General features: G+C 62.9%; 25 protein-coding genes. 4 read left to right on the top strand and 21 right to left on the bottom strand.

The features are described 5' to 3' along the window. From sufU to PH586_RS09280, 12 genes are all read right to left on the bottom strand, one after another. Nucleotides 1-456 carry a Fe-S cluster assembly sulfur transfer protein SufU gene (gene sufU, locus PH586_RS09335; RefSeq protein ID WP_271347476.1) on the bottom strand — a complete coding sequence of 152 codons (456 nt, stop codon included), beginning with the start codon at nt 454-456 and terminating at the stop codon, nt 1-3. Further along, nucleotides 453-1,718 (bottom strand): cysteine desulfurase, encoded by a 1,266-nt coding sequence (locus PH586_RS09330; RefSeq protein WP_271347475.1) that lies wholly within the window; start codon nt 1,716-1,718, stop codon nt 453-455. The genes sufU and PH586_RS09330 overlap by 4 nt, the downstream gene beginning before the upstream one ends. Then, complete coding sequence (gene sufD, locus PH586_RS09325) at nt 1,715-3,034, bottom strand: Fe-S cluster assembly protein SufD (RefSeq protein WP_271347474.1); 1,320 nt, start codon at nt 3,032-3,034, stop codon at nt 1,715-1,717. Before sufD ends, PH586_RS09330 begins: the two co-directional genes overlap by 4 nt. Continuing rightward, nucleotides 3,031-3,792 (bottom strand): Fe-S cluster assembly ATPase SufC, encoded by a 762-nt coding sequence (gene sufC / locus PH586_RS09320; protein WP_271347473.1) that lies wholly within the window; start codon nt 3,790-3,792, stop codon nt 3,031-3,033. Before sufC ends, sufD begins: the two co-directional genes overlap by 4 nt. A gap of 15 nt (nt 3,793-3,807) precedes the next feature. Further along, on the bottom strand, nt 3,808-5,256 hold the full coding sequence (sufB, locus tag PH586_RS09315) for a Fe-S cluster assembly protein SufB (protein ID WP_271347472.1): 1,449 nt from the start codon (nt 5,254-5,256) through the stop codon (nt 3,808-3,810). Nucleotides 5,257-5,373: 117 nt separating this feature from the next. Then, nucleotides 5,374-5,688 carry a Rieske (2Fe-2S) protein gene (locus PH586_RS09310; protein WP_271347471.1) on the bottom strand — a complete coding sequence of 105 codons (315 nt, stop codon included), beginning with the start codon at nt 5,686-5,688 and terminating at the stop codon, nt 5,374-5,376. 476 nt (nt 5,689-6,164) lie between these two features. Next, entirely contained in the window at nt 6,165-6,611 is a 447-nt protein-coding gene (locus PH586_RS09305; protein ID WP_271347470.1) for a thioesterase family protein, read from the bottom strand. A 137-nt stretch (nt 6,612-6,748) separates the two neighbouring features. Then, a complete protein-coding gene (locus PH586_RS09300) occupies nt 6,749-6,919 on the bottom strand; it encodes a hypothetical protein (protein WP_271347469.1) in 171 nt (56 codons plus the stop codon). A gap of 121 nt (nt 6,920-7,040) precedes the next feature. Next, nucleotides 7,041-7,835 (bottom strand): ABC transporter ATP-binding protein, encoded by a 795-nt coding sequence (locus tag PH586_RS09295; protein ID WP_271347468.1) that lies wholly within the window; start codon nt 7,833-7,835, stop codon nt 7,041-7,043. 22 nt (nt 7,836-7,857) lie between these two features. After that, entirely contained in the window at nt 7,858-8,847 is a 990-nt protein-coding gene (locus PH586_RS09290) for an ABC transporter permease (protein ID WP_271347467.1), read from the bottom strand. Between the two features lie 59 nt (nt 8,848-8,906). After that, on the bottom strand, nt 8,907-10,226 hold the full coding sequence (locus tag PH586_RS09285; protein WP_408636817.1) for a CmpA/NrtA family ABC transporter substrate-binding protein: 1,320 nt from the start codon (nt 10,224-10,226) through the stop codon (nt 8,907-8,909). A 602-nt stretch (nt 10,227-10,828) separates the two neighbouring features. Further along, nucleotides 10,829-11,146 (bottom strand): transcriptional regulator, encoded by a 318-nt coding sequence (locus PH586_RS09280; RefSeq protein WP_271347465.1) that lies wholly within the window; start codon nt 11,144-11,146, stop codon nt 10,829-10,831. Nucleotides 11,147-11,357: 211 nt separating this feature from the next. On the opposite strand from PH586_RS09280, the gene PH586_RS09275 reads away from it, so the two are divergent. Next, nucleotides 11,358-11,750, top strand: a complete 393-nt coding sequence (locus tag PH586_RS09275; RefSeq protein ID WP_271347464.1) for a hypothetical protein — start codon at nt 11,358-11,360, stop codon at nt 11,748-11,750. Between the two features lie 63 nt (nt 11,751-11,813). Here the strand turns inward: PH586_RS09275 and alaC are convergent, their stop codons facing one another. The 4 genes from alaC to acnB form a co-directional block, all read right to left on the bottom strand. After that, entirely contained in the window at nt 11,814-13,055 is a 1,242-nt protein-coding gene (gene alaC, locus PH586_RS09270) for an alanine transaminase (protein WP_271347463.1), read from the bottom strand. Between the two features lie 172 nt (nt 13,056-13,227). After that, complete coding sequence (locus PH586_RS09265; protein WP_090500590.1) at nt 13,228-13,806, bottom strand: ANTAR domain-containing response regulator; 579 nt, start codon at nt 13,804-13,806, stop codon at nt 13,228-13,230. Nucleotides 13,807-13,823: 17 nt separating this feature from the next. Continuing rightward, nucleotides 13,824-15,035 carry a CmpA/NrtA family ABC transporter substrate-binding protein gene (locus PH586_RS09260; RefSeq protein ID WP_271347462.1) on the bottom strand — a complete coding sequence of 404 codons (1,212 nt, stop codon included), beginning with the start codon at nt 15,033-15,035 and terminating at the stop codon, nt 13,824-13,826. 449 nt (nt 15,036-15,484) lie between these two features. Beyond that, nucleotides 15,485-18,094 carry a bifunctional aconitate hydratase 2/2-methylisocitrate dehydratase gene (gene acnB, locus PH586_RS09255; protein ID WP_271347539.1) on the bottom strand — a complete coding sequence of 870 codons (2,610 nt, stop codon included), beginning with the start codon at nt 18,092-18,094 and terminating at the stop codon, nt 15,485-15,487. Between the two features lie 550 nt (nt 18,095-18,644). On the opposite strand from acnB, the gene PH586_RS09250 reads away from it, so the two are divergent. Further along, nucleotides 18,645-19,130 carry a DUF1289 domain-containing protein gene (locus tag PH586_RS09250; RefSeq protein WP_271347461.1) on the top strand — a complete coding sequence of 162 codons (486 nt, stop codon included), beginning with the start codon at nt 18,645-18,647 and terminating at the stop codon, nt 19,128-19,130. A 20-nt stretch (nt 19,131-19,150) separates the two neighbouring features. On the opposite strand, the gene PH586_RS09245 is transcribed toward PH586_RS09250, so the two are convergent. Together PH586_RS09245 and PH586_RS09240 are read right to left on the bottom strand one after the other, a co-directional pair. Then, a complete protein-coding gene (locus tag PH586_RS09245) occupies nt 19,151-20,053 on the bottom strand; it encodes a universal stress protein (protein ID WP_271347460.1) in 903 nt (300 codons plus the stop codon). Between the two features lie 238 nt (nt 20,054-20,291). After that, on the bottom strand, nt 20,292-21,155 hold the full coding sequence (locus tag PH586_RS09240; protein WP_271347459.1) for a universal stress protein: 864 nt from the start codon (nt 21,153-21,155) through the stop codon (nt 20,292-20,294). Between the two features lie 180 nt (nt 21,156-21,335). Here PH586_RS09240 and miaE point away from each other — a divergent pair, with 180 nt between their 5' ends. Continuing rightward, on the top strand, nt 21,336-21,938 hold the full coding sequence (gene miaE, locus PH586_RS09235) for a tRNA-(ms[2]io[6]A)-hydroxylase (RefSeq protein ID WP_271347458.1): 603 nt from the start codon (nt 21,336-21,338) through the stop codon (nt 21,936-21,938). A gap of 33 nt (nt 21,939-21,971) precedes the next feature. Here the strand turns inward: miaE and PH586_RS09230 are convergent, their stop codons facing one another. Beyond that, nucleotides 21,972-23,183 carry an MFS transporter gene (locus PH586_RS09230; RefSeq protein ID WP_271347457.1) on the bottom strand — a complete coding sequence of 404 codons (1,212 nt, stop codon included), beginning with the start codon at nt 23,181-23,183 and terminating at the stop codon, nt 21,972-21,974. A 123-nt stretch (nt 23,184-23,306) separates the two neighbouring features. Between PH586_RS09230 and PH586_RS09225 the strand changes: the two genes are divergently transcribed. Next, nucleotides 23,307-24,185: a LysR substrate-binding domain-containing protein gene (locus PH586_RS09225; protein ID WP_271347456.1), complete on the top strand. Its 879-nt coding sequence runs from the start codon at nt 23,307-23,309 to the stop codon at nt 24,183-24,185. A 17-nt stretch (nt 24,186-24,202) separates the two neighbouring features. Here PH586_RS09225 and lpxH read toward each other — a convergent pair whose 3' ends face one another. Further along, complete coding sequence (lpxH, locus tag PH586_RS09220; protein ID WP_271347455.1) at nt 24,203-24,925, bottom strand: UDP-2,3-diacylglucosamine diphosphatase; 723 nt, start codon at nt 24,923-24,925, stop codon at nt 24,203-24,205. Continuing rightward, a complete protein-coding gene (locus PH586_RS09215; protein WP_271347454.1) occupies nt 24,922-25,416 on the bottom strand; it encodes a peptidylprolyl isomerase in 495 nt (164 codons plus the stop codon). Before PH586_RS09215 ends, lpxH begins: the two co-directional genes overlap by 4 nt. Nucleotides 25,417-25,576 lie beyond the last annotated feature (160 nt).

Raw genomic sequence — 25,576 nt, 5'->3', positions numbered from 1 at the left:
TTACTCCGTCGTGACCGGCGCAGGGTCGCCGGCGAGGGCGCTACGCAGGGTGTGCCAAGCCAGGCTGGCGCACTTGACCCGCAGCGGGAACTCCCAGACCCCGGCCAGCACCGCCAGCTTGCCGAGCGTCTCCGGGGCCGCCTGACTGCCCGGGCCCTCGGTGAGCAGCGCATGCACGCGGGCGAACAGCGCCAGCGCCTGCTCCTGGCGCATGCCCTTGACCGCCAGGGTCAGCAGCGAGGCAGAGGCCTGGGCAATGGCGCAGCCTTGCCCCTGGAAGGCGATGTCCTCGATCACCCCGTCGGCGAGGCGCAGATAGATCCTCAGTTGATCGCCGCACAGCGGATTGAAGCCCTCGGCGGTGTGGGTCGCACCTTCCAGCACGTGGAAATTGCGCGGTCGCTTGCCGTGGTCGACGATCACCTCCTGGTACAGCTCGCGCAGTGCGTCGCTCATCGGAACACCTCCTGCACCTTGGCCAGGCCGGCCAGCAGTGCATCGATGTCCTGCTGGTTGCTGTAGCAGCCGAGCGAGGCGCGGGCGGTGGCGGCCAGGCCGTAGCGTTGCATCAGCGGCTGGGCGCAATGATGGCCGGTGCGGATGGCGATGCCCTCGCGGTCGAGGATAGTGCCGATGTCGTGCGGGTGAATGCCGTCGAGGACAAACGAGAGCACGCCGATCTTGTCCGCTGCGGTGCCGATCAGGCGCAGCCCGGGCACTGCCGTCAGCGCCTGGGTCGCGTAGGTCAGCACGGCCTGCTCGTGACCGGCCAGAGCAACCGGATCCAGGCTGGTGAGGAAGTCGATCGCCGCGCCCAGGCCGATCGCACCGACCATGTTCGGCGTGCCGGCCTCGAAGCGGTACGGCGGCTTGTTGTACAGGGTCTTGTCGAAGCTGACCGAGAGGATCATGTCGCCGCCGCCCTGGTAGGGCGGCATCGCCTCGAGCAGCTCGCGGCGACCATAAAGTGCACCGATGCCGGTGGGGCCGTACATCTTGTGCCCCGACAGGGCGTAGAAGTCGCAGCCCAGCGCGCGCACGTCGAGCTTCAGGTGCGGCGCGGCCTGGGCGCCGTCGACCAGTACCCGCGCGCCTTGGGCGTGGGCCAGTTCGACGATGCGGCGGATCGGGTTGACGGTGCCGAGCACGTTCGACACATGGCTGATGGCCACAAGCTTGGTCCGCGGTCCGATCAGCCGTTCCAGCTCGTCGAGCAACAACTCGCCGCTGTCGTCGATCGGCGCCACCCGCAGCCGCGCGCCGCTCTGCTCGCAGAGCATCTGCCAGGGCACGATGTTGGAGTGGTGCTCCATGGCGCTGATCAGCACCTCGTCGCCCGCGTGAACATGCACCTTGCCATAGGTTTGCGCCACCAGATTGACCGCCTCGGTGGTGCCGCGCACGAAGACGATTTCCTCGGCGTGCGCGGCGTTGAGGAAGCGCTGGACCTTGGCCCGCGCCTGCTCGTAGGCCTCGGTGGCGCGCAGCGAGAGGTAGTGCACGCCGCGGTGCACGTTGGCGTTCTCCTCGAGGAAGAAGCGCGACATGGCGTCGATCACCGCCTGCGGCTTCTGGCTGGTGGCGGCGCTGTCGAGGTAGACCAGCGGCTTGCCGTAGATGCGCTGGGCGAGGATCGGAAAGGCCTGGCGCAAGCGCTCGACCTGGTAGGGCTCGAAGCGCTTCGCCAGGGGCTGCAGGCGGCTCGCGCGCGGGTTCATGGCGTCACCTCCAGGCCGCGCAACTGCGCGGCGACCAGGCGCTCGACCTGGCTGCGCAGCGGAGCCAGGCGGATCGCCTCGAGCATCTCGCCGACGAAGGCGTAGGTCAGCAGCGCGCGCGCCGCCGGCTCGTCCAGCCCGCGCGAGCGCAGGTAGAAGATCGCCTGTCGATCCAGCTGGCCGACGGCGGCGCCATGGGCGCACTTGACGTCATCGGCGAAGATCTCCAGGCGCGGCTGGGCGTTAGCCCGGGCCGTCGCCGACAGCAGCTGGTTCTTGATGGTTTGGCTGGCATCGCTCTTGACCGCGCCGGGGTGCACGATGATCCGCCCGTCGAAGACCCCGTGGCCGCGGCCGCCGATCACCCCCTTGTAGCGCTCGCGGCTGGTGCAGTAGGGCGCCAGGTGCTCGATGCAGGTCTGGTTGTCCAGGTGCTGCTCGCCGCCGGGCAGGTACAGGCCGTCCAGGGCCACCTGGGCGCCGGGGCCCTCGAGCGCGACCCGCACCTCGTGGCGGCCGATGGCTGCTCCGCAGGCCGTCAGGTGCGCGGCGAAGCGGCTGTCCCGGGCCTGGCGCACGTCCAGGCAGGCGAGCTGGAAGGCGCTGCGGCTGGCATCCTGCAGGCTGTAGTGCTCAAGCGTTGCGCCGGCCTCGAGCACGACCTCGCTCAGAGAGTTGCTCAGGTAGCCCCCGGCGCCGCTGGCCACATGGCTTTCCACCAGGCTCGCCCGGCTGCCGGCGCCGAGCTGGATCAGGCTGCGCGGATGCGCCGCCAACGGCGTGGCGCCCGGATCGGCGAGGAACACCAGGTGGATCGGCCGCTCGAGCGTGCAGTGGGCGGGGATCTGCAGCACGGCGCCATCCTCGCCGAGGGCGGCGTTGAGTGCACCGAAGGCATGCGGCGCGACCTGCAGGCTATGCGTCAGCAGGGGTTCGAGGGCCGCGCGCTCTGCCTGCGGCAAGGCCGCCAGGTTGCCCAGGCGCACGCCCGCGGGCAGCCCGGCCAACGCCGAGAGCCGCGCGGCGAAATGGCCATTGACGAACACCAGCCGCGGGCCGCCGTAGTCGCCGAGCCACTGCGCCAGGCGGGCGGCGGACAGGCGCCGGTTCGGCGCTGCGGCGGCCGGCTGGAACGGCACTGCCAGGATGGGCGCGACCCGGGTGTACTTCCAGGCTTCGTCCCGGGCCGTGGGAAAGCCGTGCTTGGCCAGCCACTGCCAGGCCGCGTCGCGCGACTGCCGGCGCCAGGCGGGTTGGCGGGCCGGCTCGGCGGCCTGCAGAGCCGTCAGCAGGGGGATCTGGCTGGCACTGTTCATGAGCCTTCCCCGGCCGCCGCTGGCGCGTCGAAGTGGGCGTAGCCGTGGCGCTCCAGTTCCACGGCCAGGTCCTTGTCGCCGGACTGCACGATCCGCCCGTTGGCCATGACGTGGACGTAGTCGGGGACTATGTAGTCGAGCAGGCGCTGGTAGTGGGTGATCAGCAGCAGCGCTCGCTCCGCGCTGCGCAGGGCGTTGACCGCGGCGGCGACGCTGCGCAGGGCATCGATGTCGAGGCCCGAATCGGTCTCGTCGAGGATCGCCAGGCTGGGTTGCAGAATCGCCATCTGGAAGATCTCGTTGCGCTTCTTCTCGCCGCCGGAGAAGCCCTCGTTGAGCGCGCGGTTCATCAGCTCAGGGTCCATCTCGACCAGCTGCATGCGCTCCTTGGCCAGGGCGAGGAAGTCCATCGCGTCCAGCTCCTCGAGCCCGCGCTGCTGGCGTATGGCATTGAGGGCCGTGCGCAGGAAGTACAGGTTGCCGACCCCGGGGATCTCCACCGGGTACTGGAAGGCGAGGAAGATGCCGGCGGCCGCGCGCGCTTCCGCCGGCAGGTCGAGCAGATCCTTGCCCTGGTAGCGCGCTACGCCGCTGACCTGGTAGCTCGGGTTACCGGCGAGCACCTGGGCCAGGGTACTCTTGCCCGAGCCGTTCGGTCCCATGATCGCGTGCACCTCGCCGGCGCCGATGCGCAGGCTGATGCCGCGCAGGATTTCGTGCCCCTCGACACTGGCGTGCAGGTCTTCGATCTCCAGCATGGGTCACCTCCGGCCTCAGCCGATGCAGCCTTCCAGGCTGACGCCGAGCAGTTTCTGCGCCTCCACCGCGAACTCCATCGGCAGTTCCTTGAACACCTCGCGGCAGAAGCCGTTGACGATCATCGGCACCGCGTCCTCCTCGCGGATGCCGCGCTGGCGGCAGTAGAACAGCTGTTCGTCGCCGATCTTCGAGGTCGAGGCCTCGTGCTCGACCCGGGCGCTGGGGTTCTTCACCTCGACATAGGGAAAGGTGTGCGCGCCGCACTGGCTGCCCAGCAGCAGCGAATCGCACTGGGTGTGGTTGCGCGCGCCGCTCGCCGCCTTCTGCACCTTGACCAGGCCGCGGTAGGTGTTCTGCCCGTGGCCGGCGGAAATGCCCTTGGACAGGATGGTGCTGCGGGTGTTGCGGCCGATGTGGATCATCTTGGTGCCGGTGTCGGCCTGCTGGTGGTTGGCGGTCAGGGCCACCGAGTAAAACTCGCCGACCGAGTCGTCGCCCTGGAGGATTACCCCCGGGTACTTCCAGGTGATGGCCGAACCGGTCTCGACCTGGGTCCAGGAGATCTTCGAGCCTCTGCCTGCACACTTGCCGCGCTTGGTGACGAAATTGAAGATGCCGCCGCGCCCTTCGGCGTCGCCCGGGTACCAGTTCTGCACGGTGGCGTACTTGATCTGCGCGTCATCCAGCGCGACCAGCTCGACCACCGCCGCGTGCAGCTGGTTGTTGTCGCGCATCGGCGCGGTGCAGCCTTCGAGGTAGCTGACGTAGGCGCCTTGCTCGGCGACGATCAGGGTGCGCTCGAACTGGCCGGTATCGGCGGCGTTGATGCGGAAGTAGGTCGACAACTCCATCGGGCAGCGCACGCCCTTGGGCACGTAGCAGAAGGAGCCGTCGGAGAACACCGCCGAGTTCAGGGTGGCGAAGAAGTTGTCGCTGTAGGGCACCACCGAGCCGAGGTACTTGCGCACCAGCTCGGGATGCTGCTGCACCGCCTCGGCGAAGGAGCAGAAGATCACCCCGGCCTCGGCCAGCTTGCGCTTGAAGGTGGTCGCCACCGACACCGAGTCGACCACCGCGTCCACCGCGACGCCGGTCAGGCGCTCCTGCTCGGCCAGGGAGATGCCCAGCTTGGCGAACATCGTGCGCAACTCGGGGTCGACCTCGTCGAGGCTCCTGGGCCCTGGGGTTTTCGGCTTGGGCGCCGAGTAATAGATGATGTCCTGGTAGTCGATGGGCGCGTAGTGGACGTTCTGCCAGGTTGGCTCGCGCATGGTCAGCCAGTGGCGGTAGGCCTTCAGGCGCCAGTCGAGCAGCCACTGCGGCTCGTGTTTCTTCGCCGAGATCAGGCGCACGACGTCCTCGTTGAGCCCGCGCGGGGCGGCGTCGCTCTCCAGGTCGGAGACGAAGCCGTACTTGTAGGCACGGCCGCTGAGTTCGCGGATCTTGGCATTGTCGGTGCTCATCGTTGCCTCCTCGTGCTGCTGGCAACTACCTTCAACTGTACTCCTTTGACAAGTTTGGCCAGAAAGATCTCCCCCAAGTATAGATAGCTGGTTCGGCCTGAGCCGGCGGCGCGGCGATCAAGGGGCGGGCCGGCGCAGCAGGATATCGGTACCCTCCACGCGCACCTCGAAACGCTCGACGCAATAGGCCGAATCGGTGAGGCACTCGCCGCTGCAGACGTCGAACTCGTAGGCGTGCAGGGGGCAGGTCACCACGCTGCCGCATAGGCTGCCTTCGCCCAGCGGGCCGTCTTCGTGGGGGCAGTCGTTGTGGATGGCGTAGTACTGGCCGTCGACGTTGAACAGGGCGACCGGCGTTGCCCCCAGATAGAGGGTCTTGCCGGTGCCGGGGGCGATGTCGCCTACCCGGGCGACCTTGACGAATTCACTCATGGCCTACCTCCGCCTCACCAATCGCTCGGGCCCGGCGCTCGGCGACCAGACGCGGCCGCTGGCTAGGCGAGCAACTGCAGACTGCCAATGATTTACTGTACAAAGTTTGCGTATTGGCCAAAAGCACGGAGCGATGAACGTTGCCGGAAAGCCATTGTGCGATCGCACAGGCGGCGAACGGGTGCTGTGCCGTGAACTGCTCGCTGACGGCGTCAGGGTCGCATGCGGCGAACACCTGCTGGCGGCGTGCGCCGTTGCACCTGGCGTACCTTCAGCAGCGAGGTGCGGCCCATACGCCACTAGTGGCCTGGTCGGTCATAGCGCTTGGTCATGGCTTCAAGCCCATCTGGTCGGCACTCGCGCTCGCTGCGGTGGAGGCAGCGCTCAGCTGCCCGCGGTGCCGGATAAACCCTGGAACAGCCTTGCACTGACAGGGCTCAACCGCTGAACTGGCAGTCACCCGCTAAGCGCAGGGGTCACTGCTCGAGCCAGTTGACCTTGGGGAACAGGACGCTGAACGACTCGGGCATCGCCACCACCTGGCCGGTTCTGTAGTTGAAGAATACAAAGCCTGACTTGGCCATCGCCACCAGGCTGCCGTCTGCCGGGCGAGTGATGCGGAAGGTGATGTCGCCGCCGTATTTGTTGAAATCCATAACGCCGACCTCGAACAGCAATTGATCGCGCGCATGTGCTTCGGTCCGGTAGGTGGTGGCGAGGTCGGTGACGATGATGCCGGTGCCATCCTCACGGGTTTCCTGAATGCCGAATTCGAACAAGAAACGCGCCCGGGCCTCGGAAATCATCGAGATCATCGAGTCGTTGCCCAGGTGGTTGGCCGCATTGATGTCGGTGACGCGGACGCTCAGGTGGGTGCTGTAGCAGAACTGGTTTTCGGGGAACTCGAGTTTCAAGCGGGCCATGAGCGGGTCTCGTGCAGGCAGGATAGGGCGGCGCGATTGTACGTGGGCTTGTGTCGGTATTGCATGATATGCCCGGTGAATGACGCGCCGCCGTCTGGCCACGGATCAGCGATGCAGGCGATTCAAGTGCTAGCAGATTAGCCGCCGCCTTCTTTGCTCGGCCCATGGTCGTGCTGCATGTAGGCACCCGTCTTGAAGGACAACTGCTGCACGCGCCAGTAGCCACTCAGCAGCTGATACAGCGCGCCATGCTCATCACGCTGACGCTGAGTTTGCCGCTCGGCGTGATGCGCAGGGCGTAGACGCAACGCTCGTTGAGCTGGATGAGCCCGGCCAGGATAGGGGGCGTCGTTTGCCCTGGAGGCAGCCAGGGCCGCTACAACCCGCGCCGCGCTTGCGTGGGTTGTAGCGGCTTTACAGCGATTCCGCTCAAGCAGCCGGGCGCTGTTGCTTCTGGTAGAGGAATTCCAGCACGGCGGCACGGTATTCGTGGTAGCGCGGGTCATGTGCCAAGGCGATGCGCTCGCGCGGGCGCGGCAGTTCTACGTGGAGAATCTCGCCGACACTGGCCGCCGGGCCATTGCTCATCATGACGATGCGGTCGGACAGCAGCACGGCCTCGTCGACATCATGGGTGATCATGATCACCGTATTGCCGAGGTCCGCGTGGATCTCCATCAGCGAGTCCTGCAGATGGGCGCGGGTCAGGGCGTCGAGGGCGCCGAAGGGTTCATCCATCAACAGCACCTTGGGCTGCATGGCCAGGGCGCGGGCGATACCGATGCGCTGCTTCATGCCGCCGGAAATCTCACTGGGGCGCTTGTCGCGCGCGTGGTTCATGTGCACCAGTTCCAGGTTGTGCTCAATCCATTCGCGCATTTCGTTGCGCGACTTCTTGCCCTGAAACACCTGGCGCACGGCCAGTTCGATGTTCTGGTAGCAGCTCAGCCAGGGCAGCAGGCTGTGGTTCTGGAACACCACCGCGCGCTCCGGGCCGGGCGAGTTGACCTCGCGGCTGTCGAGGATCACCCCGCCGGTGCTGGCCTGGTAGAGGCCGGCGACTATGTTCAGTACGGTCGATTTGCCGCAGCCGGAATGGCCGATCAAGGACACGAACTCGCCCTTGTCGATTTTCAGATTGACGTTCTGCAGGGCGCAGTACAGGCCCTTGTCGGTGGGAAAGCTGATGCCGACGCCGGTCAGTTCAAGGTGTGGATGGTTCATGGTGAGCTCCTGAAGGTGGCGATTAGCGCAGGTCGGCGTTCTTGTCCCAGCTCACGTAGCGCTGGAGCATGAGCATGAGCCGGTCGAGGGCGAAGCCGAGCAGGCCGATGACCACCACCGCAACCATGATCCGGCCGAGCGAGTTGGAGCTGCCATTCTGGAACTCGTCCCAGATGAATTTGCCCAGGCCCGGGTTCTGCGCCAGCATTTCAGCGGCGATCAGCACCATCCAGCCGGTGGCCAGGGACAAGCGCAGGCCGGTGAAGATCATCGGGATGGCAGCCGGCAGGACGATGCGGCGCACATGGCTGAGGGGCGACAGGCTGAGTACGCGGCTGACGTTCTGCAGATCCTTGTCCAGATTGGCTACCCCAACGGTGGTGTTGATCACGGTCGGCCACAGGCAGCACAGCGCCACGGTCACCGCCGAGGTGACGAAGGATTTGGCAAACAGCGGGTCGCTGCTGGTGTAGACGGCGCTGACCACCATGGTCACCAGCGGTAGCCAAGCCAACGGCGACACCGGTTTGAAGATCTGGATCAGTGGGTTGACCGCGTTGTAGATCGGCTTGCTCAGGCCGCAGACAATCCCCAGCGGGATGGCGATCAATGACGCGATGAGGAAGCCGGTCATCACCGTGTACAGGCTGGTGACGATCTGTTTGAAAAACGTCGGCTTGCCGGTGTAAGGGCGAATGCTGACGTTAGCCTCGGGGTCCTTGGCCAGCTTCTCGGCATTGCGTACTTCCTGGCGCTCGAAGAAGGCATCGGCCCGCTTCTGTTCGCGCAGGTGTTCATCGATCAGGGTGCCGAACTGGCTGGCAACCTGGGCTGGCCCGGGGAATTTTCCCAGGCTGGTATCAATGCTGCCGGCAACCATCTGCCAGAACAACAGAAAGGCGAGAATGCCGAACATGGGCATCAGCACGCTGGGCAGCCAGCGCTTGATGGCCAGGCTGCGAGCGGATTTCAGGGTGTCTTTAATGGGCTGGGCGACGGCGGGGTTGCTCATCGTCTTGTCCTCGGAGCAGAGGGGGGCCGGTGTGTCCGGCCCCCAGGGCAATGGCTGCGTTACAGAACTGAGTCGGGTTTCAAGCCAATCTTGAACTGGTTGATGTACTCGTTCGGTTTGCGCCCGTCATAGGTCAGGCCATCGATGAACTCGTTGGTGGGCGCCCGGAAACCTTCTTCGCCGGCCAGGGGAAAGTCTTCGGCCTTGGCCTTGCCTTCTGCGATCAACTCGTTGGCGGCACTTGTGTACACCGCCGGCAGGTAGACCTGTTTGGCGATATCGAAGTACCAGCTGTCCGGTTTGGCTTCGCCAACCTGGCCCCAGCGGCGCATCTGGGTCAGGTACCAGATGGCGTCGGAGTAGTAGGGGTAGGTCGCGTTATAGCGGAAGAACACGTTGAAGTCCGGGACCGCGCGCTTGTCGCCCTTCTCGTACTCGAAGGTGCCGGTCATCGAGTTGGCAATCACCTTGGCATCGGCGCCGACGTACTCGGGACGCGAAAGGATCTCCACGGCTTCCTGGCGGTTGGCGTTGTTGTTTTCATCCAGCCACATGCCAGCGCGGATCAGTGCCTTGACCAGCCGCTTGTGGGTTTCCGGGTTGGCATCGGCCCAGGCTTTCGACACCCCGAGCACTTTCTCCGGGTTGTTCTTCCAGATTTCGTAGTCGGTGATCACCGGCACGCCGATGCCCTTGAATACGGCGGCCTGGTTCCAGGGTTCGCCCACACAGTAGCCGCTGATGGTGCCGGCCTCGAGGGTGGCCGGCATTTGCGGCGGCGGGGTCACCGAGAGCAGCGCGTCGGCGTTGAGGGTGCCGGCGATGTCGCCCTTGGCCGGCGCGTAGTAGCCTGGATTGATGCCGCCGGCAGCCAGCCAGTAGCGCAACTCATAGTTGTGGGTAGAAACCGGGAACACCATGCCCAGATTGAAGGGCTTGCCCTTGGCCTTGTATTGCTCGATCACCGGCAGTAGCGCGTCGGCCTTGATCGGGTGTACCGGCTTGCCGTTTTCCATCGGCACATGCTTCTTCATTTCATCCCAGACGGCGTTGGACATGGTGATGCCATTGCCATTGAGGTCCATGGAGAAGGCGGTGACGATGTCGGCCTTGGTGCCGAAGCCGATGGTGGCGCCCAGGGGTTGGCCGGCGAGCATGTGCGCGCCGTCCAGTTCGCCGGTGATCACCCGGTCCAGCAGGACTTTCCAATTGGCCTGGGCTTCCAGGGTGACGTAGAGGCCCTCGTCCTCGAAGAAGCCTTTCTCGTAGGCAATCGCCAGTGGGGCCATGTCGGTCAGCTTGATGAAGCCAAGCTTGAGTTCATCCTTCTCCGGGTTGGCGGCGTGAGCGATCTGCATGCTCAGTGGCGTGAGCAGCATGACGGCGGCGCAGCCCAGGCCAGTCAGGGTCTTTTTCATGAAGGAGCGGCGAGCGGTGGAGTTGCGCATGGTGGTTCCTCAGTTCTCGGAAACGAAAAAAGACGTCAACGGACAACTCTGCCAGCGAGGGCAGGGTGCCTTTGACGTCTTTGTCTATTCGTCTCGATCACCGCCGTTGGCGATCCGAAGACGGGTGTTAGGTCTTGGAGAGATATAAGCAAAGGGCTTGCCAGGTTTGCCAAGGCCATGGGCATGGCGGCTTGCCTGTGGCTATTCCTGCACCTCGACCGATTCTAGACCAGCTATAGATAAGCTATATATATCAGTTAGATAGACTGTGTAGCTCAGGCTAAATATAGCTAAGGAATCCAGCGCTCGCTGCAGACAGAAGGGGAGAAGTGTCGGCCTGCTGGCGGGAATTTGATCCAATGGCGGGCGCGCTGACGGGGCAATGAGCGCTTTTGGTTCGCTTTTCATGCAGCCGGCCCGGCAACTTGGAGGGGGGTGGTTTGGCCGCTAGCTGTCGTCAATGCAGAGCAGATGGCTGCACCATTACGCACGACGCCGCAGCCTACGCAATCGAGGGGTGATGGCGCCTGGGTTTATCGAGCGGCAGGTTTCATCTGCGCCTCCTCGACAAACTCCTTGAGCCACTTGAGCACATCGACAGCATCCCAGCGCGCCGGATCGAACATGGCGTAGGCAAGCCCCTGATAGCCCACCACGTCCAGTTGCTTGTGATAGCCGGCACGTTGCAGCAGCGCTTCGATTTCGGCGAAGCAGGTGTTGAAGTGCACGCGGGTGAAAGGCGTTCGGCCCTCGGTGACAATCCCCTCCAGGTGCAGTTCGGCGGCTGTGGCGCGAACTTTATCCAGAGGCATCTGGTTCACGCTGTGTTTCAGTTGCAAGACATCCAGCATCGTTGTGCTCCTGATTGACGCTGTGGATTGGCCAGATTCGCTGTCTGCAGACCTGACGAGATAGCAGGGACAAGGGTAGTCTAAAAAGACTGTACAAATAAACAGTATTCGACAATAGTAAAGCCAAGCCTTTCTGGGTATTCACTCGATCACCCCTGGTCAGTCGCTGGCACAGCCGCTGACCATCGGGACTGCAGAGGAGCAACTAGTAATGCAACAGATGCTGATGACAATTGTGCTGTTGGGGCTGCTGGCAGGCTGCGCCCAGCCGCAGGTCGAGCGACCCAGGGCCAATGGCTCTTATCTGGTGATTGAAAACAGCCAGGCCTGGGCGGTAATGGTTTCGGATGGCAAGCGGGTGGAGGAGCGCGGCACCGTGATGGATGTGATCGTGCTGCCCAGCCCGCATTCTGTCCTGGCCGCCAGCTATGTGATCGAAACGGCAAACTGCGGCCGGGTGCAATGGCTGACCGAGCGCGCCGCTGATGCCGGCGGTGCCACCACCCTGATATCGCTGCGCAACAAGCAGCAGCTTGGCGCCGCTGGCTGCATGCTTGGCAATGGGCTGGCCCGGGTCTGGACAGTGCTGGACTATTCGGGCTGAGGCGCGGGCTGCCGCCGGCTGTCGTGCCCGCCAAGTTGCATCAGCGGGCACGAAGCAAATGGCTTAGCCTTCGGTGCCCTTGCGCGTTTTGCTCGGCACCGGGGCCTGAATCAAGCCATCGGTACGGAACATCGCCTTGATCCCGCGTACGGCTTGGCGAATGCGATCCTGGTTCTCGATCAGGGCAAAGCGCACATGGTCGTCGCCATAATCGCCAAAGCCGATGCCGGGTGACACGCATACCTTGGCATCCAGCAGCAGCTTCTTGGCGAACTCCAGCGAACCGAGCTTGGCGTAGGCTTCGGGAATCTTGGCCCAGACGTACATCGAGGCTTTCGGGTTCACCACCATCCAGCCGATCTCATGCAGGCCTTTGACCAGCACATTGCGGCGCTGGCGATACTGTTCGGCGATATCGAGCACGCACTGTTGATCGCCTTCCAGCGCTGCGATGGCGGCGACTTGCAGCGGCGTGAAGGTGCCATAGTCGTGGTAGCTCTTGATCCGCGCCAGGGCGTTGACCAGTTCCTTGTTGCCGACCATGAAGCCAATACGCCAACCGGCCATGTTGTAGCTCTTCGACAGGGTGAAGAACTCCACGGCAATGTCCTTGGCCCCCGGAACCTGCATGATCGACGGCGCCTTCCAGCCGTCGTAGACGATATCGGCATAGGCCAGATCGTGAATCACCAACACGTCGTACTGCTTGGCCAGGGCCACCACGCGCTCGAAGAAGTCCAGCTCCACGCATTGGGCGGTGGGGTTGGAGGGAAAACCGAGGATCATCATCTTCGGCTTGGGGATGGATTCGCGAATCGCCCGTTCCAGTTCGGCGAAGAAGTCCACCCCGGGCACCAGCGGCACCGAGCGCACCTGGGCACCGGCGATCACCGCACCGTAGATGTGGATCGGGTAGCTGGGGTTGGGCACCAGCACGGTGTCGCCATGATCCAGGGTGGCGAGCATCAGGTGCGCCAGGCCTTCCTTGGAGCCGATGGTGACGATGGCTTCGCTGTCCGGGTCGACCTCGACGTCGTAGCGGTCCTTGTACCAGCGCGAGATGGCGCGGCGCAGGCGCGGGATGCCGCGGGAGGTGGAGTAGCCATGGGTATCTTCGCGCTGGGCGACCTGTACCAGCTTCTCGACGATATGTGGCGGTGTCGGGCCGTCGGGGTTACCCATGCTGAAGTCGATGATGTCCTCACCGCGGCGACGGGCAGCCATCTTAAGTTCGGCAGTGATGTTGAATACGTAAGGCGGGAGTCTATCGATGCGCGCAAAGCGACGCGGAGCTTGGTCAGCCATGCTGTCCTCGGAACGTAAGCGCCCGGAACCGTCCGAGCGACGTTGGCCACCTGCTGTGGCCTGGCGGCGAAGATAAGCGGGAATAGGGGCATCTGTCGAGAGGCAGGAGGGCAGGACATGCATCACTTGTCCTGCCTTGCTGCTGCTTGCAGCTCAGGGCCCGATGGTGGCTTCAGCCGCCCAGCATGTCGTGCATGGCGATGATCTGCTCGGCGACCTGCAACAGTTTCTGCTGCCGGCTCATGGCTTGGCGACGCATCAGGGTGTAGGCCTCTTCCTCGTTGCAGCTTTTCATTTTCATCAGCAGGCCTTTGGCCAGTTCGATGCGCTTGCGCTCGGCAAGCTGTGCGTCGCGAGCCTGTAGCTGGGCGCGTAACGCCTGATCGCTCTCGAAACGGGCCATGGCCACGTCGAGTATTGGTTGCAGGCGTTGAGCGTGGATGCCTTCGACGATATAGGCACTGACCCCGGACTGAATGGCCTGACGCATTACCCCAGGGTCGTGCTCGTCGGTGAACATGACGATCGGACGCGGTTGGTCACGGCTGACCAGTACCACTTGTTCCATCACATCGCGGCTTGGGGATTCGGTGTCGATCAGGATCACGTCGGGGCGTACGGCCTCGACGCGTTCGGGCAGGTCGATGGTCAGTCCTGATTCGTCGATCACCTCGAAACCGGCTTCGATCAGCGCGGTTTTCAGGCGTCCGACCTTCTTCGGGGTGTCGTTGATCAATAGGATGCGCAGCATAGAAGCTCTCCGGGCAATTACAGGGCGACAGCGTCGCTGTCGGCCAAGGCGTGGAGCGTGAAGCTGCGGGCATAGCCAGCCGGATCTGAGCCATTCCAGGTCTTGCCATCGAGCAGTGTGGCGCTGCGCTGTTCGGCCGGTACCTTGATATGCAAAGCCTCCGCCGCCTGACAGTAGAGGTCAAGCTGTTGTACCTGGCGGGCAATGCCAAGGTAGTCGGGGTCGTCGCGCAGCAGGCCCCAGCGGCGAAACTGGGTCATGAACCACATACCGTCGGAGAGGTAGGGCATGTTGACTGCCCCGTCGGCGTGAAAGCGCAACGGGTGCGGGTCCAGCCAGGCATGGCCAAGACCATCCTGATACTGACCGAGGAAGCGTGGCTGGATGGCGCTCAGTGGCGCCCCCACATAGTCGTTGCCGCTGAGCAATTGCGCGGTGCTGCGTTTGTTCTCTTCGTTGTCGTCGATGAAGCGACTGGCCTCCAGTACGGCCATCACCAAGGCGCGGGCGCTATTGGGGTGCTGCTCGACAAAGGCACGGGTACAGCCGAGGACCTTTTCCGGGTGGTCCGGCCAGATCGACTGGGTGGTGGCCAGGGTAAACCCAAGATTTTCATCGACCGCCTGGGCGCACCAAGGCTCGCCTGCGCAGAAACCATCGATGCGCCTGGCTTTGAGGTGAGCGACCATTTGTGGCGGCGGCACCACCACGCTATCGACATCGTTGAGTGGGTGAATGCCCTGACTGGCCAGCCAGTAATACAGCCACATGGCGTGGGTGCCGGTGGGCAGGGTCTGAGCGAAGGTCAGTCTTGCGCTGTTTTGGTGCGCGCGCAGCTTTAGTGCGTCGCTTGTGGTCACGCCAGCGAATTGCAGGGCATGGGACAGGTTGATGCTCTGGCCGTTCTGGTTCAGGCCCATCAATACTGCCATATCGGTGGCCGGCGCGCCGCCAAGGCCAAGCTGCACACCATAAATCAGGCCATAGAGGCTGTGCGCGGCATCAAGTTCGCCACTGAGCAGTTTGTCGCGCAGGCTGGCCCAGGACGCCTGGCGCTGCAGGTTGATGGTTAACCCATGCTTCTCGGCGAAGCCCTGGGTGGCGGCGACAATCACCGAGGCGGCATCAGTCAGGGCCATGAAACCCACGTTCAGTACGCGCTTTTCCGGAGCCTCGCTGCCGGCAGGCCATGCCTGTGTATCGATACGGCTGTGTGTATGCTCGCTCATGGCGTTTTTCCCAGATCAACGCAAAAAGGTACCGTTCCAATGGCTGCATGACCCAGCGATTGGAGCGACACCATTGTCTATTGAGCCGATTCCGCCGTTGGAAGGGCTCAGTTGTTTGGGATAAAGCAAGTGATATGCCAGTGCGCGGGATCTGTTGGCAGAATCATGACTGGCGCAGGGCAATGGAGGGGAAGGCATTGGCGGTGTGAAATGATTAGCACCGGCTATGGGCGCATGGCGTCGCTCTCGCTGGTGGTGATGGTGGATGCGCTGCTGCAGCCGGCCAGGGCGCTGCAACAGGTCAGGTTTTCATGACGTGCTCCTTAGGCTGGCAGTGAGTCTGCGGTTACCCCCTCCTGCACCAGATAGCCGCTGGGCATTCACCTCAAGGACTTCAGGCAAGAAAAAGCCCCGCACGATGGCGGGGCTCTTTTTGTTGCGTTGTAGCGTTAGGCTTGAACGACCGGGATGTTGGCGTTCGCTGCCGCTTCACGGAACTCGGCGATCTGGTCGAAACTCAGGTAGCGATAGACATCGGCTGCCATGGTGTCGATTTCCTTCGCGTAGACCATGTACTCCTCGACGGTCGGCAGTTTGCCGGTGATCGCCGCAACCGCAGCCAACTCGGCCGAAGCCAGGTAGACGTTGGCACCATCGCCCAGACGGTTGGGGAAGTTACGGGTCGAGGTCGACACCACGGTGGAGTTCGCTTCAACGCGTGCCTGGTTACCCATGCACAGCGAGCAGCCCGGCATTTCCAGGCGGGCGCCGGCTTTACCGTAGATGCCGTAGTAGCCTTCTTCGGTAAGCTGATGCTGGTCCATCTTGGTCGGTGGCGACAGCCACAGACGTGTAGGCAGGGAGCCTTCGACTTTTTCCAGCAACTTGCCGGCCGCGCGGAAGTGACCAATGTTGGTCATGCACGAGCCGATGAACACTTCGTCGATCTTCTCGCCTTGAACGCTGGACAGCAGACGGGCGTCGTCCGGATCGTTCGGGGCGCAGAGCACCGGCTCGTTGATATCAGCCAGGTCGATTTCGATGATTTCGGCGTACTCGGCGTCCTTGTCGGCAGCCATCAGCTTAGGATCGGCCAGCCAGGCTTCCATCGCCTGAGCGCGACGCTCCATGGTCCGTGCATCGCCGTAGCCTTCGCTGATCATCCAGCGCAGCAGGGTGATGTTCGATTGCAGGTACTCGGCGATGGCCTTTTCCGGCAGCTTGATGGTGCAACCGGCAGCGGAGCGCTCGGCGGAGGCGTCGGACAGCTCAAAGGCTTGCTCGACGGTCAGCTCGTCCAGGCCTTCGATCTCGAGGATGCGGCCAGAGAAGGCGTTGATCTTGCCCTTCTTCTCGACGGTCAGCAGGCCTTTCTGGATCGCGTAGTAAGGGATGGCATGCACTAGGTCACGCAGGGTGATGCCTGGTTGCAGTTTGCCCTTGAAGCGCACCAGGATGGACTCTGGCATGTCCAGCGGCATGACGCCGGTGGCGGCGGCGAACGCGACCAGGCCGGAGCCGGCCGGGAACGAGATGCCCATCGGGAAGCGGGTGTGCGAGTCGCCACCGGTACCGACGGTATCCGGCAGCAGCATGCGGTTCAGCCAGCTGTGGATGATGCCGTCGCCCGGACGCAGGGACACGCCGCCACGGGTACGGATGAAATCCGGCAGGGTGTGGTGGGTGGTGACGTCGATCGGCTTCGGGTAGGCCGCGGTGTGGCAGAACGACTGCATGACCAGGTCGGCGGAGAAGCCCAGGCACGCCAGGTCTTTCAGCTCGTCGCGAGTCATCGGGCCAGTGGTGTCCTGGGAGCCGACGGTGGTCATCTTCGGTTCGCAGTAGGTGCCAGGGCGTACGCCTTGACCTTCCGCCAGGCCGCAGGCCTTGCCAACCATCTTCTGCGCCAGGGTGAAACCCTTGGTGCTGACAGCAGGCGGCTCAGGCAGCTTGAACAGATCGGTTGGGCCCAGGCCCAGTTCGGCACGGGCCTTCTCGGTCAGACCGCGACCAATGATCAGCGGGATACGGCCGCCAGCACGCACTTCGTCGAGCAGGACCGGGGTCTTCATCTCGAAGCGGGTGAGGACTTCGTCGCTGCCGTGCTTGCAGACTTTGCCGGCATGCGGATACAGGTCGATCACATCGCCCATGTGCATATTAGAGACGTCAAATTCGATCGGCAGGGCGCCGGCGTCTTCCATGGTGTTGTAGAAGATCGGAGCAATCTTGTTGCCGAAGCAGAAGCCGCCCGCGCGCTTGTTCGGCACGTTCGGTACGTCGTCGCCGAAGAACCACAGCACCGAGTTGGTGGCGGATTTGCGCGAGGAGCCGGTACCGACCACGTCACCCACGTAAGCGATGGGGAAGCCTTCGCCGCGCATGGTTTCGATTTGCTTCATCGGGCCGGTGACGCCTTGCTCATCGGGCACGATGCCATCGCGCGCCATTTTCAGCATGGCCAGGGCGTGCAGCGGGATATCCGGGCGCGACCAGGCATCGGGTGCAGGGGAGAGGTCGTCGGTGTTGGTTTCGCCAGTCACCTTGAACACGCGCAGGCTGATCTTGTCGGCCAGGGTCGGGCGGTTCTTGAACCACTCGCCATCGGCCCAGGACTGCAGCACGCCTTGAGCGTGAGCGTTGCCGTTCTTGGCTTTTTCCGCAACGTCGTGGAAAGCGTCGAACATCAGCAGGGTGTGCTTCAGTTGGGCAGCAGTAGTAGCGGCCAGTTCGCTGTCGTCGAGCAGCTCAACCAGGGTGGCGATGTTGTAGCCGCCCTGCATGGTGCCGAGCAGTTCGACGGCGTGTTGCTTGTCGATCAGCGGGGAAGTGGCTTCGCCTTTGGCGACAGCAGAGAGGAAACCGGCCTTGACGTAGGCAGCTTCGTCCACGCCTGGCGGTACGCGGTTGGTGATCAGGTCGAGGAGAAAGGCTTCTTCGCCAACCGGCGGGTTCTTCAGCAGCTCGATCAGGCCTGCGGTTTGTTCGGCGTTCAGCGGCTGGGGCACGATACCCTGAGCGGCACGCTCTGCTACGTGTATGCGATAGGCTTCAAGCACAGTTATTACCCTCATCAGTGGTCCCAAAGGGTTGTCCGGGACGCGATCCAGAAAACCCTGAACCAGGCGCTTCGTGGCTTTATGGGCCCCTCAGCCGAGGTTTCAGAGGTTTCTTGCGGAAGCTGTTTTCAAAGTTTTACGCCGGCAGGACGGTTTGATGAGGGCTGACACAGGCACTTGAACGGGCGTTCCAAGTGCCTGCGTCAACATCGTACCTGCAGGATTTACTGTGCTCGTGACGCTTTGAAAACAGCTTCCAACGGACATTGGCGCCTATAAAAGGCGGGCCGATTCTACTGGAAAGCTTCGATAAAGTTAAGCTAAAGCCCCGCCGCGGGCAGACCAGGTACAAATCGCATCTGCAACGGGCAGATGTAGAGAACGTCGGTGAAACGCCGAGTTTGCCTAGGGTTAAGGTGTGCATCCGGTCAGTTATCCGTGCTGCCGGCAAGTCTGCGGTAGCTTTCAGCCGGTCGTTCGCCAGGGGTGAACTGACTTAGACAAAGGGCTAACATGCCCGCCTTTCCGCCAGTATGTATCCATCCTTGCCATGTCCAATCAGCGCATCAAGACCCCGTGTGTCGGCCTTTGCTCCACTGTCTACGGTGACGTGGTGTGCCGTGGCTGCAAACGCTTTCACCATGAAGTGATCAACTGGAACAGCTATCGCGACGAGGAAAAGCATGCGGTCTGGCTGCGCCTCGAGGTGTTGTTGGTGCAGGTGATGGCGGCCAAGCTGGAAGTCTTCGATGCCGCGCGCCTGCGCACTCAATTGGAGCAGCGGCAGATCCGCTTCGTGCCGCAGCAGTCACCCTATTGCTGGGCATACCAGCTGATCGCCCGCGGCGCACGGGCGATCAATCAGCTGGATGCTTATGGCCTGGCGCTTTTACCGGAATTTCGCGGCTGGAGCCTGCCACAGTTGCGCGATGCCATCGATCGAGAGTTCTTCCTCCTCTCCGAGGCGCACTACCAGCGCTATATCGCGCCGCGATTCCTGCGCGAGGGCGTCCAGGGGCTCAGCCAGGGAAGCTGATCCGGCTGCAGTGCCGTCGCTCAAGCGCTGACGCGACTCTGTTCCGGCAGCGGCTCCCCTTCCTCGAGCGGCTCGAGCAAATGAAGGTCCGGATCGTGGGGCTTGAGGATCAGCACATCGCTATCGATCCGATTGAGTACCGCTTCGGCGGTATTGCCGATCCACGCGCCGGCCAGGCCGCTGCGGCCGACGGTGCCGATTACCGTGACCGCGACCTCGAGCTGATGGGCAAATTGTGTAATCAGTGCCTTGGCAGGGCCCTCGGCGACATGAATTTGATGCGCGCGGAGTTGGTATTCCTCCTGGAACCAGCGACAGGCCTCCAGGCAGTGATGGGCATTGCCGTCATATCGCGGTGCGCAGGGGTCGGCTGCCGAGAAGGGGGTTTCCGGATAAGCGCAAACGGCATGAACCGAGCCATGAATCAAGGCCGCAAGGTCGACCGCGTGGGCAATGATGCTGCCCTGCAGGTTGCGATGCTCGCTTTCGTCGTTGTCGATATCCATGGCGGCCAGGACCACGCCGTCATCCCAGGGGCGATCGGTTTTCGTCATCAGTACCGGAACCGGGGATTGCCGCAGCAGTTTCCAGTCATCCGGGGTGAGTAACTTGTGCGTCAGCGGGTTGTCCGGGTAGTGCTGCTTGATCACCAGTCCACAGGGCCGGGTTCGCAGGCTGTCGAGAATCCCGTTCGTCGGATGCAGGTGATCACTCGCATGCTGCTCGGTAGTCACACGAAAGCCTTCTGCGACAAGTTGCCCGCTCAGTCGCCGGAGAAATACGGCGTGGTCGTGCCGGGTGTCGCAAAGCAGCAGGTGAAGTTCTGCCTGGAGGGCTGAGGCAAGGTATTTGGCGCGCTTGAGCGGCAGGCTGTCGGACTGCTCGGCTTTGAGTACGACCATAATATGACGAATGCTGTGCATGGTTATCTCCCACTCGATTGGACCTGGCGTCACTAATCGTGATCGAGGCCTTCCTCGGCATGTCCTGTTACTTGGGAGGTACTGCTGGCCTGGCGTTCAGCCTATGAAGCATGGCTTCTGGTTGCCGTTTTTCTAGTGCCGTACGTCTGTTTGGCTGCTGGGGTCATGCCTTTGGAGGATGTTGGGAAGTCGTCGGCAAAAAGCCGCCCGCAGGCGGCTTGACGGATCGAAGGGTGCTTCAGTGATTGGCGACCAGCTCTTCCAGGTGGGCAATGATGTCGTCGGGCTTGAGCACCAGGACATCGCAATCCAGCGCATCGAGGATCACCTCGGCAGTGTTGCCGATCAGCGCCCCGGACAGTCCGGTGCGAGCCACTGTGCCGATCACGGTCACGGCGGCATTCAGTTGATGGGCGACTTGTGGAATCAGTACGTCAGCCGGGCCTTCGGCGACATGCAGGCGTTCCTCGGCAATGTCGTATTCGGCCTGGAAGGCTTTGCACTGCTCGCGATAACGCGCCTCGATGGTCTCTTTCAGCTGGAAGGTCGGGTCTGCGGCCGACAGCATCGGCGCAGGATGGGCGCTGATTACATGCAGGTTGGCCTTGGCCAGGGCGGCGATGTCGTAGCCGTGGTTGACGATGCTGTTGTGCAGGGTGCGGTGCTCGCCGTCGGCGTTACCGACATCGACCGCGGCGAGTATGGTGCCGCCCGTCCAGGGTTTGTCGGTTTTCACCATCAGCACCGGGGCCGGGCAATAACGCAGCAGCTTCCAGTCGTCCGGGGTGAGCAGGGCTTTTTTCAGCGGATTGTCGGGAAAGTGCTGCTTGATCACCAGGCCGCAACCTTCGGCCTGCTGCACGCTGATGATGGTCTGGTGCAGGTTTTCATGCCAAGCCTGCTGACTGGAGGTGCTGTAACCCTCCTTGTCGAGCGTGGCGCACAGGTCACTGAGATAGCTCGTGTGGTCATGCTTCTTGCCGCAGACCAGCAAGTGCAGGTGCGATTGGGTCACGCCGGCGATCAATTTGGCCCGCTTGAGTGCCAAGCCTTCGGGTCGTTCTGGTTCCATGACGACTAAAATGTTGCGAATGGCTTGCATGCTCGTCTCCGTCCGAAAAGGGTTGTGACTCGTAACTATCAACTATAGGTACAGCATAGATGCGGCAACAGTACTGTGTTGTTGACCGGTATCAACTGACCGGCTGGTCGCGCGCCGCTGCATTCGTATAATGGCCGGCCCAGCCCCTCAGACGAGGCTGCCATTGGATCTCGTGAGCTTATGCAACTGTTACCTGAAATTGAAGCCTTCCTGTTGTGCCCAACGCCTGACGCCTGGATTGCCCAAGCCTTGCAGAATCAGGACGTGATGCTGATAGATCACGCCAACTGTGAGAAAAAGGCCGCATCAACCGCCTTGACTCTGCTTTTTCGCTATATCGAAAAGGCCGATTTGCAGCACAACTTGTCGCGTCTGGCCCGTGAGGAACTGCGTCATTTCGAGCAGGTTGCGGCGCTGATGAAGAAGCGTGGGATCACCTATCGTCCGGTCAGTGCCGCCCTGTATGCCCAGCGTCTGCACAAGCACATGCGCACCAGTGAGCCGCACAAACTGGTGGACACCCTGATCGTCGGCGCTTTTATCGAGGCGCGTTCCTGCGAGCGATTCTTTCGCCTGGCGCCGCATCTGGATGAGGAACTCGGGCAGTTCTATCGCTCGCTGCTGAAGTCCGAGGCGCGACACTACCAGGGCTACCTGAAGATGGCCCGGGACTATGCCGGTGAGCCAATCGATGAGCGGGTGGCGTACTTCGCCGAGGTCGAGCGCGAGGCGATTCTCACGCCGGACAAGGAATTCCGCTTTCACAGCGGCGCTGCCGCTTAGGGCAAGCGCCACCTTTAGTGGAAATCAGCAGGACTACACGGCTACCGGCTTCGCCGTCAGTGCTGCCTGGCGGTCACCACGCAGGATGACGATGGCCAGGGCCACCAGCAGCAGGGAGGCGCCGGTCAGCACGAAGAACACGTCCTGCAGCGAGCCGGTGGTTTCGCGGATATAGCCGGCCAGCAGGTTGCCCAGGGTGCCGCCCAGGCCGAAGGTCACCATGCAGATGCCGCTGATCTGCATGGTCGCGGTCGATGAATAGTGCTGGTTGAGCCAGCCGGCGACGATGCCCCACATCGGGAAGTACATCAGGCCGTAGCCGAAGCCGGCGACCAGGGCGAACTTGCCCGGGTCCGCGACGAATGCCAGCAAGCCTAGGGTGAAGCCGCTGAAGATCACCATCAGCGCGGTGCCATGGCCCTTGCGGTCGGCCAACTTGCCGGTGAGGAAGCCGGCCACCATGCCGGTGCCGCCGACCGTCGCCCAGGTATAGCCGCCCAGCGCCGCCGGCAGGCTGAGTTCATCCAGGTAGCTGTTGAGCCAGTAGGAAAACGGCATGGTGGTGAAGCCGACGAGCAGGCAGATCAGGCAGGCGAACAGCGCGGTGCGCTCGCCGATGATGGTGGCGAACAGCCGGGAAGTGGGGATCACCGAGTCGACCGGGCCGCTGCCGGCGAGCGCAGCCGCGGGCGCGGCCTTGAGGTCGCGCAGCATGTGCCAGGTCAGAGCCACGACCAGCAGGCCGAACAGACCGGCGACTTGCCAGCTGGCCTGCCAGCCAAGCAGCGGCACCACGACAAGGATCAGCAGGCCGTTGAGCGCATAGCCCCAGGCCGTGCCGCTGGAGGCGCAGGACAGGTAGGTCGAGCGCGACTCGGCACGGGCGCAGCGGCTGACGATCTCGACGATGCAGCCCCAGCTGATCGCCGCGCTGGCGGCCAGGCAGGTCAGGGTCAGCGTGATCAGCAGGGGATCACGCAGCTGCGACATGGTGAGCAGCAGGCTGCTGCTGGTAATGCCGGTAATCAGGGCCAGGCGGCTGGTGCCCAGGCGATGGCCGAGCAGGCCCAGGAGCATGGCGCCGCCGAGATAGGCCAATTGGGTCAGGGCGCCGATGGTCGCCAGCTGCCAGGCACTGATCTCGATGGACTCGCGCATAAACGGCATCAAGGCGGCAAACAGGAACATGCCGAAACCGTGGCTGACGATCTGGTTCATGCCGAACGTGGTGGGCATTCGCATCATTCGAACTCCGTGATGGCGCTGAGGCGCATGGGGCTGGCTGGATGCGGGCTAAGATATCCGCTTGCCAGAATTCGTAAAAACGATAAATATTGATCACCACTTTCAAGAAGATTGAACTCTGCCATGCGCGACCTGCCAATCGTCTTGCTGCGTACCTTTGTCGTGATCGCGGAGACGCTTAATCTGACCACTGCGGCTCAGCGCCTGCATCGCGCGCCTTCGACCATCAGCATGCAGCTCACGCGGCTGGAGGCCCTGGTGGCGGCCGAACTGCTGCAGCGCGGTCAGTACGGCGTCAGGCTGACCCCGGCCGGGGAGCAGCTGAAGTCCTGTGCCCAGCAGTTGCTCAACCTGCATGACCGCATTCTCGGCAGCTTCCAGCATGCCGATGTGGGCGGGCAGGTGCGTTTCGGCACCCATGATCAGTACGCCACCCGCAGCCTCGTCCCGCTGCTGGAGAGCTTCGTGCTGAGCTACCCGGAGGCCAGCCTGGAAGTGGTCTGCGATCACCGCCCCTATCACCTGGCATCAATGGTGGACGAGGGCAAGCTGGACCTGGCCCTGGTGGAGATGCCGGCCTTGTCGGATGGGGGAAAGCGCTTGTTTCGCGATGAACTGGTCTGGGTGCGCAATGAGGCGCATTCGACACACCAGCGCGAGCCCCTGCCGCTGGCGGTCTTTGTCGAGGGCTGCTATCACCGTGATTCGGCGCGCAGGGCTCTGGCCGATGCACAGATCCCGTACCGAATCGCGTTCACCAGTCAGAGCCGGGCCGGGGTGCTGGCGGCTGTGCGAGCGGGGATCGGTGTGGGCATCATTCCCCGTTCGACCCTGGAGCCTGGTCTACACGTGATCGAGGAAGGGCTGCCGTCCCTGCCGGGTACGGATATCACCTTGTTCGTCGCCGAACGGGTCAACGAGGCGACTCAACGCCTAGCGCAAACCATTGAGGCAAGCCCGCAATACCGACACCAGGAGCGGCCGTCGCTGCTGCAGCGCTAAGCCCGCAGCGGCGCTGATCAGCTGAGGGAGAAGGGTGCCAGCTGCCAGTTTTGGTCGTCGACCTGCAAGGCCCAGCCTTGACTGTCCCAGTCACCCAGAACAATCCGCCTGGCAGGCTGACCCGCCACTTGCAGCGGGTGTATCGCTGGGCGGTGGGTGTGGCCGTGAATCAGCGTGCGCACGCCATGGGCGGCCATGATTCGCGGCACTTCCTCCGGGGTGACATCGACAATGTCGCTGGCTTTCATGCGGGTTTGCGCGCGGCTTTCATTGCGCAGTTTGCGCGCCAGCTTGCGGCGGCTGGCCAGCGGCAGGTTGCGCAGGATAAACAGCGACAGCGGGTTGCGTAGCCAGCGGCGCAGGCGCATGTAAGCCGCATCCTGGGTGCAGAGGCTGTCACCGTGCATCAACAGGACTTGCTCCCCGCCGAGTTCGACCAGGCTGGGGTCGCGCAGCAGGGTGCAGCCCGCCTCGCGGCAAAAGGCCTGGCCAATCATGAAGTCGCGATTGCCGTGCATCAGGTAGATGCGCGTGCCACTGTCACTGAGGCGGCGCAGGGCCTGGGCGATGCTGCGCTGAAAGGGGCTGATGGCGTCGTCGCCGATCCACACCTCGAAGAAGTCACCAAGGATATACAGCGCCTCGGCTTCGCTCGCGCGGCTCTCGAGAAAATGCAGAAACGCCCGGCTAATATCCGGGCGCTCCTGTTCAAGATGCAGGTCGGAGATCAGCAGGATCACTCGACGATCTCGGCCTTCTCGATGATGACGTCGTCGACCGGCACGTCCTGGTGGCCGGATTTCATGGTGGTGGCAACACCCTTGATCTTTTCGACCACGTCCATGCCTTCGACCACTTCAGCGAATACCGCATAGCCCCAGCCTTGAACGGTGGGGGCGCTGTGGTTGAGGAAGCTGTTTTCAGCGACGTTGATAAAGAACTGCGCGGAGGCCGAATGCGGCTCCATGGTGCGGGCCATGGCCACGGTGCCGATCTTGTTGAGCAAGCCATTGTTGGCTTCGTTCTTGATGGTCGCGCGGGTGGCCTTCTGCTTCATGCCCGGCTCGAAACCGCCGCCCTGGACCATGAAGTTGCTGATTACGCGGTGGAAGATGGTGCCGTCGTAATGACCTTCCTTCACGTATTGCTTGAAGTTGGCCACGGTTTCCGGCGCCTTGTCTTCGAACATCTTGAGGGTGATGACGCCATGGTTGGTATGCAGCTTGATCATGTAGGTAATCGCTCTGTCGAGAAATCCATTAGCCTGCTCGCCATCCTATGCTGGCACCGCGTTAGCGATGTGCGGGGGATAGAGAACCGGTTCGTGGGCCTGTCAGGGGGTTGACAGCTTCGGCTATGATAAGCGCTTTGTTTTAGTCGGCCTACCCTGC

Origin of the sequence: Pseudomonas aestuarii (genome assembly GCF_027988105.1) — a bacterium.
GTDB lineage: Bacteria > Pseudomonadota > Gammaproteobacteria > Pseudomonadales > Pseudomonadaceae > Aquipseudomonas > Aquipseudomonas aestuarii.
Note: the sequence above shows the minus strand (reverse complement) of the source record. Positions and strands in the feature narration are given on the sequence as shown.

Bases quoted from the DNA above. Each gene is read 5' to 3' on its own strand.
- sufU (WP_271347476.1), bottom strand. From the start codon at position 456: ATGAGCGACGCACTGCGCGAGCTGTACCAGGAGGTGATCGTCGACCAC.
- PH586_RS09330 (WP_271347475.1), bottom strand. From the start codon at position 1,718: ATGAACCCGCGCGCGAGCCGCCTGCAGCCCCTGGCGAAGCGCTTCGAG.
- sufD (WP_271347474.1), bottom strand. From the start codon at position 3,034: ATGAACAGTGCCAGCCAGATCCCCCTGCTGACGGCTCTGCAGGCCGCC.
- sufC (WP_271347473.1), bottom strand. From the start codon at position 3,792: ATGCTGGAGATCGAAGACCTGCACGCCAGTGTCGAGGGGCACGAAATC.
- sufB (WP_271347472.1), bottom strand. From the start codon at position 5,256: ATGAGCACCGACAATGCCAAGATCCGCGAACTCAGCGGCCGTGCCTAC.
- PH586_RS09310 (WP_271347471.1), bottom strand. From the start codon at position 5,688: ATGAGTGAATTCGTCAAGGTCGCCCGGGTAGGCGACATCGCCCCCGGC.
- PH586_RS09305 (WP_271347470.1), bottom strand. From the start codon at position 6,611: ATGGCCCGCTTGAAACTCGAGTTCCCCGAAAACCAGTTCTGCTACAGC.
- PH586_RS09295 (WP_271347468.1), bottom strand. From the start codon at position 7,835: ATGAACCATCCACACCTTGAACTGACCGGCGTCGGCATCAGCTTTCCC.
- PH586_RS09290 (WP_271347467.1), bottom strand. From the start codon at position 8,847: ATGAGCAACCCCGCCGTCGCCCAGCCCATTAAAGACACCCTGAAATCC.
- PH586_RS09285 (WP_408636817.1), bottom strand. From the start codon at position 10,226: ATGCTGCTCACGCCACTGAGCATGCAGATCGCTCACGCCGCCAACCCG.
- PH586_RS09280 (WP_271347465.1), bottom strand. From the start codon at position 11,146: ATGCTGGATGTCTTGCAACTGAAACACAGCGTGAACCAGATGCCTCTG.
- PH586_RS09275 (WP_271347464.1), top strand. From the start codon at position 11,358: ATGCAACAGATGCTGATGACAATTGTGCTGTTGGGGCTGCTGGCAGGC.
- alaC (WP_271347463.1), bottom strand. From the start codon at position 13,055: ATGGCTGACCAAGCTCCGCGTCGCTTTGCGCGCATCGATAGACTCCCG.
- PH586_RS09265 (WP_090500590.1), bottom strand. From the start codon at position 13,806: ATGCTGCGCATCCTATTGATCAACGACACCCCGAAGAAGGTCGGACGC.
- PH586_RS09260 (WP_271347462.1), bottom strand. From the start codon at position 15,035: ATGAGCGAGCATACACACAGCCGTATCGATACACAGGCATGGCCTGCC.
- PH586_RS09250 (WP_271347461.1), top strand. From the start codon at position 18,645: ATGTCCAATCAGCGCATCAAGACCCCGTGTGTCGGCCTTTGCTCCACT.
- PH586_RS09245 (WP_271347460.1), bottom strand. From the start codon at position 20,053: ATGCACAGCATTCGTCATATTATGGTCGTACTCAAAGCCGAGCAGTCC.
- PH586_RS09240 (WP_271347459.1), bottom strand. From the start codon at position 21,155: ATGCAAGCCATTCGCAACATTTTAGTCGTCATGGAACCAGAACGACCC.
- miaE (WP_271347458.1), top strand. From the start codon at position 21,336: ATGCAACTGTTACCTGAAATTGAAGCCTTCCTGTTGTGCCCAACGCCT.
- PH586_RS09230 (WP_271347457.1), bottom strand. From the start codon at position 23,183: ATGATGCGAATGCCCACCACGTTCGGCATGAACCAGATCGTCAGCCAC.
- PH586_RS09225 (WP_271347456.1), top strand. From the start codon at position 23,307: ATGCGCGACCTGCCAATCGTCTTGCTGCGTACCTTTGTCGTGATCGCG.
- PH586_RS09215 (WP_271347454.1), bottom strand. From the start codon at position 25,416: ATGATCAAGCTGCATACCAACCATGGCGTCATCACCCTCAAGATGTTC.